We start from the raw sequence: 8,602 nt of genomic DNA on the forward strand, positions 1-8,602 counted from the left end.
CGCGATGCGGTTAGGAGTGCAGGGTTGTCCGCCTGATTCGGCTTCCTCGAAATTCCTCGGTGCGGACCTAGGGCCGCCAGGCCATAAGCGTGAATGCGGTGTTATCTAATGCTTCCGCCATCTTCGAGTTACTCCAAACTGATCTTGAATTAGACCATATCAGTTATAAACATTGCAATCGTTCCTTCTTCCGGTTTAAATCCAGCTTTCCTATAGAATGATTCAGCATTCTTATAAGAAATCAGTAATTTATTCTTGTAGCCTTCATATCTAATTAAAATCTTTTCTAACATATTCTTACCAATGCCCATATTCTGATAATTAGGATGTACAAGCATGTAATGAAAATAAACTGTCATCACCCCATCAGATAATGCATTCACCAATCCCACTAATTCTCCTTGGTACCAAGCCGTTACCACAGAATGTGAATTCTTTATTGCTTCTTGCAATTCATTTGGAAAGTTACCTGATTTCCATTCGAGAGCTTTAAACAAGTTTTCTAGCTGTTTACTTGAAATCTCTTTGGAATCACTGTATGTTATCTTCATTGTATTCACTCTCTCTCATCTCTTGTGGAAATTTCAGTTAACGTTCAGGCATTCACGAACCCCCACTGGCTTAAGCCGCGTAGCGGCGGATCGTAAGACTTAGCCAGTGCGGGGTTGTCCGCAGCTCTCGCATCCTCGAAAATACCTCTACGGACCGAGGGCCATATGGTCCGATGCGTGAATGCTGTGTTGTACGAAGTTGCCAGCTTCACTTGACAAACTTACAATATCATTACCCTCTTAACTTATAGTAATTATCTGCTGTATAAATCGGCCAGGTCCAGAATTTCTCGCCCTGACAAATAATAAATCGATCAAACCACAACTCAAAATTCATATTCAAAGGCCTAGCTTGGTGGAAATGATCAATATGTCCCTTTACCATAAGGTAATTACTTAATCCTTCGTTATATGCTTTAAGATCGATTACTATCTCATCTTGATATATGTAGGCAATAATTAATTTCTTGTGACCTTCTTTTGGATCTTCGTATGTTGCATCCATGGTGTCCTGCCATCTGTATATACTAGCTTCTCCTCCATACTCTGGGTGATCAAATAATGAACAACCGTTAGTAATTGTTAAAAAGTTATAATAGTCTTCAGGAATTCTAAGTCCAAATTCTTTTTCAAAATCAAGTAAATCCTTTTCATTAATCGGTTCATTAAACGTACATTTAGCTTCAGTTAAATAACCTTCTCCAAGTTGTAATTCTAATAAATCATTGTTGTTATTTAATCTTTTCTTTAGAGATTTTAAAGTTTTGTTTATTAATTCTCCTTGTTTCATCCTGCTACAACTCTCCTTCCGGTAATTTCTTATAACGTTCCTGCGTTCACCAACCCTCACTGCCTTAAGTGACCGAAGGGAACGGCCGCGATGCGGTTAGGAGTGCAGGGTTGTCCGCCTGATTCGGCTTCCTCGAAATTCCTCGGTGCGGACCTAGGGCCGCCAGGCCAGAAGCGTGAATGTGGTGTTATGCGCTGTTACTGCCATCTTTGAGCTACAATAATTAATTTTCAATCCTTTTTAAATGATCCCAATACTCATTTAGAAACTTGTTATCTGTTTTATACAACGAATCTACAACTTCATATTTTTGAGGATTTGAAATTAAAGCAGATTGCATGATTAATTTATGTAATTGATCGAATATTAAGCATGCTGTCTGTATTTCTATCTCATTTGAAGTAGACATTAATTGGTGTTCATTGCCTACTATATTAATCTGCAAATCATTGGACCTAAGCAAGCTAATTATTTCTTTATTAAGGATTATCCATTCATTAATAAGATGATCCTTCTTTCTTGAAAAGTTACATTGAACGATAATTCCGTCACTAACGTAAAGGAGTGCTCTAACTAATTCCTTTGAGATCACCTGGGCGTTTTTCTTATTAATCACATGCTTTAACTCATTAAACTTCGTATACAATTCATTGAATTTATGTTTATCGATTATTGAACATGGTCTTAAATCAAGACATATCTGTATTATAATCTCGGTTATGTCTTCTATTAGTTCATCCATGTTTTTCCCCTTTTGCAGTAATTGCGTATAACGTTCAGGCATTCACGAACCCCCACTGGCTTAAGCTGCCGACCGATTAAGCGAAGCGATCGGATCGCCGGGTCAAAGACTTAGCCAGTGCGGGGTTGTCCACTAATTCAACTCCCTTGAAAACCTTCGGGCGGCGGACCAGAGGCGACTGTCCCACAGCCTGAATGCGGTGTTAGGTGAAGTTCTTTAAGTTACCCGCGAAATCATTTCTTGTTGTTGTTTCTTATTAAGTAAGTTGCTATCCCACCGGCAAATAACACTATACAAAATGAAACAAATATCCAATTCCACTTGTTGTATTTAAATGCAAGATTAACATAAACGCTGGCCTCCATCCCAGGACCTAGCTGATCAATATCCATTGTCGCACCTGATAATTTATTAGACCTACCGCAATTCGTCACATAGTAATTACCTGAGACCTGGTAAGAGTACAGGAGATAGTCTTCCCCTTCTTGAAACTCAAACTGACAACTGGACCAAGATGTATAAACAACTATCTGAGATTCTTTAATACCCTTCCATATCTCACCCACCTCAATCCAAGCTTCATTAAAAGCTTCTCCGTCAATTTTTGTTTTCTTTATTGATTTGACCTTACCAGTAAACACTGCATCCGACTGCTCCAGGCCTTCTCTTGCACTTTTCGGAATGTCACAGTCACAAGCTTCAGCATTATTAGGAAAGGAAACAATTAGCAACAAAAACAAGCAGGACGTTATTAATGTGCTTGTTATCCCCTTCACTGTTACACCTCCACAAAAAAACACTTCGGATTTCACCTAACGTTCAGGCATTCACGAACCCTCACTGGCGGGTCCCCTAAACAAACTCAAGTAGCCTTCCCTCTGGTTTCTGATATTAAATCCAAAATGTTTTACAAACCATTTTGCTGATCTCTCGATGTTGGCAACAGGAATAACATTGTATGCAATTCCTAGGATCCTTCCATTTCCCATGAGTTAACCTCCGTATTGTTTTATCATGTTTCATGCTATTTCACATAACGTACGAGTATTCACAACGTCCAACACCATTAAGCCCGAAGGGCGGCCGCGATGCGGTTAGGGAGTTGGATGTGTCCGGCTGATTTTGCTTCTTTGCTACTGAAATTCTCATCCCCGAACCACTTCTAATTCCGGCCGGACCGAGGGGCGATTGCCCCGAAGCGTGAATATGTTGTTAGACGTGGTGACCTTCTTCTTTGATTTACATTAAAATGACTTTATTTATAGTTCTTCTTCAATTTTGAAAAAATGACAGCGTCCACAAATCTATTCTGCTTGTAATAATATTCATTAAGTATTCCTTCTTCTTTAAAACCTGATTTCTCTAAAAGCAATCTAGAACTTATATTATTAGGATCTATTAGTGCACCTATTCGGTTTAATCCTAGATCTTCAAATCCATATATTAAAATTGCATCTAGCACTTCTCTCATAATTCCTTGGCGCCAATATTCTGGTGATAGTTCATATCCAATTTCTGCTTTAAAATGCTTTCGAGATAAATTATGAAAACCACAGGTTCCAATTACATGGTCTTCATTATTAAGCGTTATCCCAAACCTAATTCCTTGTTCATTGTTAAATCTCTCTTGCCAATTTGTAATTAAATTCTCTGCTTGACTTAACTCTGTAAAACTGTCCAAATCGTAGTATTTTGTTACTTCATCTTTTGAAAAGTAATGAAATAAATCGAGTGTATCCTCAAGCCGAAGTTCTCTGAGTTTTAATCTTTTAGTTTCTATTGTAGGAAACATATTCGTAGTTAGAATTCCTCTCTTAAGGTCATTTCATCTAACGTCTCATATATTAACGAACCCGAGAGGCTTAAGCTGCGATTGCGATTATGCGAAGCAATCGCCTAGCCGTGTCGTCAGACTTAGCCGGTGCAGGGTTGTCCGCTGATTCCGCTCGTACGAAAATCCATCTTGTGGACCGAGGGGCGTTAGCCCCAATGCGTGATGCGGTGTTAGTGCCTGACTTCTTCGAATCACTACCATAGTCTTGTTATTGAATAGACAGCCACTCTCTTTCCAAGTAGTTCAATATCTCTCTCGTGTTTCATTCCGTTCTTCTCAGCAACTCTCATTGAACCAATATTTCCATTTTGAATTAAGGAAATTAATCGGGTATGTTCAAGATTCATTAATCCGTATTCCTTCCAGGCTTTGGCTTGCTCAAAGCCATACCCCTTACCCCATTCATCTTTGACCACCCAATATCCAACCTCAAGCTCATTAATGTCCTCAATGGTCTGTGGAATCAGCCCAGAGTGACCAACCAATTTACCATCTTGCTTATTAAAAGCTAGATGTAAACCAATTCCTTCATTATTCCAACCAATATACCGGTTAAGGCTCTCTATCGTTTCTTCTTGTGTCCATGGATTTCCATGCCGAATAAATTTCATGATATCCGGATTGCTTGTCATCTCTAATAGTAAATCGAGATCATCACTCGAATATCTTCGAAAAATCAGTCTTTCAGTCTCTATCACTTCACCAACTCCACTCCAAATGAAATCACTAATGATTCAGGCATTTCGTCTAACGTTTCAGTATTCACGACATTCATCAGCCTTAGATAGCTCTTATCTTAGGCTGATGAATGTGTCCCAGCTTCCCACTTCTTCGAACTCACTTCTGGGACCGAGGATCCGTCAGGCGACGACGTGTGAATTCATTGTTATATGCTGTTGGGGCCTTTCTCGAATTACTTAAACCTACTTAATTATTTTTATGCTTTCCACACCTGCCTGCGCTGGGTAGGAAGTATCAACATTTCCGTTATAACCAACTTTCACCTTCATACCTACTTCGAATGATGATGTTTTCCCGACCTTAAATTCAAAAGCTTCATGATTCTTATCTAATATCTCTTGAACACTATTTGATTTAATGTCCTCTTCACTTATGTTATTTATTACTAGAATTGAGTCATCATTTATTTGAACAATTCTACCTTCGAAATACACTTCGGAACCACATGAGGAAACTAATGGTAAGAATATCAATAATAAAAATAATAACAATCTCATAATTAACTCCTCCCACCAAGCTAATTAACTAAGGGTTTTGAATAATTGTTTTTCTCTAAATCTCCTTTTGAATTTACTATTTGCCTATCGTCCCAATTGCATATAAAGTTCAGGCATTCACGAACCCTCACCGGCTTAAGCGCGGAAGCGCGAGTCGTCAGACTTAGCCGGTGCAGGGTTGTCCGCTGAATCTGCGGACCAAGGGCGAATGCCCGATGCGTAAATGCGGTGTTATCTGATGTGACTGCCTCCTTGAGACACTCCATTCATTGTTCCTTATTGATCTCTTCTAATACTTCAATTGCTGCTTCTACTACTTCATCTTCAATTTCATCTCTCGTTGGCTTCTTGACTATTCGTTCTAGTTCATCTTTGAAAGTCGATTTATATTCGAGAGGTAGCTCTTTCAGTAAATAACGAATTACATTGTCTTTCCATATCCCATCGTTTGTATTAAGTATTTGATTTATGTGTGGAATTATTTCTGAAGGATATGCTACTAATTTCTCTAAAATGGGGAATGCAACAGGCCAATTTACATCTTGTGTCCATACTAATAAGTGAGGTATTAAATCAGGTTTTTCTTGCAAGTCGATCTTTAATATTATTATTTCCAATCTTTCGTAGTCCATCTTGCCTCTAAGCTTGAAGTTGCTTATATCATTATTTATTATTATCAACTCCTCGCAGTCATTTCAGATAAACGTTCCTCTCATTCACGAACTCCCGTAGGGATTTGTCGTAGCTATCGCTTCATCGAACTCACGTCTGCGATCGAGGGGCGTCAGGCCCGATGCGTGAATGCGGTGTTATACGAAGAATTCAACCTCTCTGATCAACTTACAATTGATTTATCTTTATTTAGATATATCTCTTTATTCTGCTTATAGATGTGATTGTAATATGTGTGTACTTCTTCTAGACTATTAAACTCGCTAATCTGGAATGGATAGCATGGGTTCTTCTCCTCAAGTAAATATAAATTCCCATCTCTCTCAATAATAAGTGCTGTATGTGCCATCTCTAAAATACTGTCATTGTTTGAATCCAAATAAATCCGTAGCACTTTGAATTGATCTGGGAACTTTAGTTCAGAATCGTCAACTTTATCTAACGGCATATATAATGCCCTGAAAACAGAAATCTACTTGCTAGATAAATTGAACCCTAGTTGTTTTACTTTATTTAACTCTGACTCATACACTTTTATTGAGATTTCCTTGTTGATATCAAAGGAATCTGCGACCAGTAAAAAAAGTGATATTCGGCAGTTAATATCTATATTATCTGCTTCATCTGCAGACCAACCATTTAATGTTTCATTAAAATTAATATCCCCGTACTTTCGATTATTCGTTTTTACCCAACCTGTATTGGTGGATGACACAAACTTAGCTTGCTTAGCATTGTATAATTCAATGAACTTGAACCATCTATCTGCATTTTTATCTGTAATACCACTCTCGTGGAGCAGAGATTTAGTAAAACTAATGACCTCTTCATTGTTCAGATAACTATATCTGAATTCCATATTTGAATCTGGGGAGCACCCTGATATTAGAAGTATAAGTAGACCAAATACAAGGATACAAAAACGTTTGATGGTTTTTACCCTCTTTCAAATTTTTCGCATAACGTTCTTGCATTCACGAACCCTCACTGGCTTAAGCTGCCGGATGATTAAGCGAAGCAATCGGATCAACGGGGCGAAGACTCAGTGCAGGGTTGTCCGCTGAAATACCTCCCTGCCAACTACTTCTCAGGGACCAAAGGCCATTAGGACTGAAGCGTGAATGCGGTGTTATGTGTAGTTATCTCCCTCTTCGAACCTACTGGTTAAATCTAGTCTGTCTCATAAAATGTCCATTCATCACCTCGACCGAATCTATCCTTTGCATGTACATCATTTACTATCTTTGTAGCAAGATATTCAGCCGATTTGACAACACCTTCAATTTCATATGTAATGGTATATCGAATTAGATTGTTCTCATCCTTCCTTTCAATTTCAAGTACTTTTCCACCCTTGGATTTTATAACTCGTTCAATCTCTTGTTTATGTACATCATTCAAGTACTTAGTAACTGGAACTATTAGTATTGCCACAGATACTATAGTTAAAATTATAGGAACTACCATAAACTTTTTGTTAATCATTCCGACAAATAATGATGTGAATAACCCAACAATAAACACTAAAACCATAACTTTGACCCATATCATTTAGTTGGTCTCCCTCGTAAAAACTTTTAAAGTCTTTCGATCAGACTTGCATTAATTACGCATAACGTCTCATATATTCACGAACCCGAGAGGCTTAAGCTGCCGTAGCGATTATGCGTAGCAATCGCCTAGCCGTGTCGTATGACTTAGCCTCGCAGGGTTATCTGCCTGAATCCGCTTCCGCGAATTTACCTCTGGCAGATCAAGGAGCCGTCAGGCGACGCAGCTTGAATATGGTGTTATGCGTTGCTTCCTGCTCCCTGACTTAACTTACGTTCTTTATTCTTATAATGCTCTTTCGGTCTTATACTGTTCCTCGATTTTGGTCTTATTCTTCCTTTGATCTTGTACAGCTCTTCGATCTTGTACTATTCTCGATCTATATCACTTTCAGATTTTATTCTGCATTTCGGTTTTATACTTCTCTTCAGTTCTTCGGTCTCGTAATGCACTTCGGTCTTATACTGCACTTTGATCTTGTTTTGCATTTCGTTCTTATACAGTCCATTAATTCTTTAGGAAGTTACGCATAACGTCTCTTGCATTCACGAACCCTCACTGCCTTAAGGGAACGAAGTGACCGGCCGCGATGCGGTTAGGCAGTGCAGGGTTGTCCGCTGATTTGGCTGCTTCAGGAAATGCTTCTTGCGGACCGAGGGGCGTTAGCTCCGATGCGTGAATGCGGTGTTATGTGATGTCCCCGACTTCCTGAATAATCCCACGTAGGTTTCCATAGTCCTTAATAAGTTCCTTCAGTTCTTCAATAGTATTATTTATATATGACTGGTCAGAGTGTATTTCAAATATTAGTTCATTAATACTATCTGGATGTTCTTGATAGCGACCTTTAATCTCGATAATTCCTCCTGGCTTATACTGCAGTTCAAAATTTAAGGACCGGTCAAAATTACTATATTCCACTTTACCTGAACAATGCTGGTGGACTGTTAGTAATGATTTATAAAAGGTGTACAGTTCACCGGTAGTGAACCAGAGCTCTCCACTAGCAGTGAAGTTCCCGCTCTTTATTTCAACATTACCTGAGACTTCGTACCCCCCAGAAAGAAGTCTGTTCAGGAAATCCTACTACATTACTTAGAGTAAATTTTATAAATCCACTCTCACTCTTTATATTATTATTTCCTGCTTCATTGTCACACCCTCATTCGGGGATTTCACATAACGTCTCTTATATTCACGAACTCGAGAGGCTTAAGTTGCCGT

Annotated in this window: 13 protein-coding genes; all 13 read right to left on the reverse strand. The window is 38.8% G+C overall.

Going from position 1 to position 8,602, the window contains the following annotated elements; translation table 11 throughout:
• Positions 1-149 precede the first annotated feature (149 nt).
• On the reverse strand, positions 150-551 hold the full coding sequence (locus tag L1N82_RS22795; protein WP_235289774.1) for a GNAT family N-acetyltransferase: 402 nt from the start codon (positions 549-551) through the stop codon (positions 150-152).
• Positions 552-595: 44 nt separating this feature from the next.
• On the reverse strand, positions 596-763 hold the full coding sequence (locus L1N82_RS22800; RefSeq protein ID WP_235289764.1) for a hypothetical protein: 168 nt from the start codon (positions 761-763) through the stop codon (positions 596-598).
• A gap of 20 nt (positions 764-783) precedes the next feature.
• Positions 784-1,341: an SMI1/KNR4 family protein gene (locus tag L1N82_RS22805; protein WP_235289765.1), complete on the reverse strand. Its 558-nt coding sequence runs from the start codon at positions 1,339-1,341 to the stop codon at positions 784-786.
• Positions 1,342-1,564: 223 nt separating this feature from the next.
• Positions 1,565-2,125, reverse strand: a complete 561-nt coding sequence (locus tag L1N82_RS22810) for a hypothetical protein (RefSeq protein ID WP_235289766.1) — start codon at positions 2,123-2,125, stop codon at positions 1,565-1,567.
• A 191-nt stretch (positions 2,126-2,316) separates the two neighbouring features.
• Positions 2,317-2,823: a hypothetical protein gene (locus L1N82_RS22815; protein ID WP_235289767.1), complete on the reverse strand. Its 507-nt coding sequence runs from the start codon at positions 2,821-2,823 to the stop codon at positions 2,317-2,319.
• A 515-nt stretch (positions 2,824-3,338) separates the two neighbouring features.
• Positions 3,339-3,875, reverse strand: a complete 537-nt coding sequence (locus L1N82_RS22820; RefSeq protein ID WP_235289768.1) for a GNAT family N-acetyltransferase — start codon at positions 3,873-3,875, stop codon at positions 3,339-3,341.
• 236 nt (positions 3,876-4,111) lie between these two features.
• Positions 4,112-4,615, reverse strand: a complete 504-nt coding sequence (locus tag L1N82_RS22825; RefSeq protein ID WP_235289769.1) for a GNAT family N-acetyltransferase — start codon at positions 4,613-4,615, stop codon at positions 4,112-4,114.
• Between the two features lie 225 nt (positions 4,616-4,840).
• Positions 4,841-5,155 (reverse strand): DUF3221 domain-containing protein, encoded by a 315-nt coding sequence (locus tag L1N82_RS22830; protein ID WP_235289770.1) that lies wholly within the window; start codon positions 5,153-5,155, stop codon positions 4,841-4,843.
• Positions 5,156-5,421: 266 nt separating this feature from the next.
• Positions 5,422-5,835, reverse strand: coding sequence for a DUF5071 domain-containing protein (locus L1N82_RS22835; RefSeq protein WP_235289771.1), 414 nt, complete (start codon positions 5,833-5,835; stop codon positions 5,422-5,424).
• Between the two features lie 155 nt (positions 5,836-5,990).
• A complete protein-coding gene (locus tag L1N82_RS23640; RefSeq protein WP_407946810.1) occupies positions 5,991-6,275 on the reverse strand; it encodes a DUF4300 family protein in 285 nt (94 codons plus the stop codon).
• Positions 6,276-6,299: 24 nt separating this feature from the next.
• Positions 6,300-6,686, reverse strand: coding sequence for a DUF4300 family protein (locus tag L1N82_RS22840; protein WP_235289772.1), 387 nt, complete (start codon positions 6,684-6,686; stop codon positions 6,300-6,302).
• A 311-nt stretch (positions 6,687-6,997) separates the two neighbouring features.
• Entirely contained in the window at positions 6,998-7,378 is a 381-nt protein-coding gene (locus L1N82_RS22845; protein ID WP_235289773.1) for a hypothetical protein, read from the reverse strand.
• A gap of 687 nt (positions 7,379-8,065) precedes the next feature.
• On the reverse strand, positions 8,066-8,455 hold the full coding sequence (locus L1N82_RS23675) for a WapI family immunity protein (protein WP_456238740.1): 390 nt from the start codon (positions 8,453-8,455) through the stop codon (positions 8,066-8,068).
• Between the last annotated feature and the right edge of the window lie 147 nt (positions 8,456-8,602).

Source organism: Paenibacillus tarimensis (genome assembly GCF_021532315.1).
Lineage (GTDB): Bacteria > Bacillota > Bacilli > Paenibacillales > Paenibacillaceae > Paenibacillus_I > Paenibacillus_I tarimensis.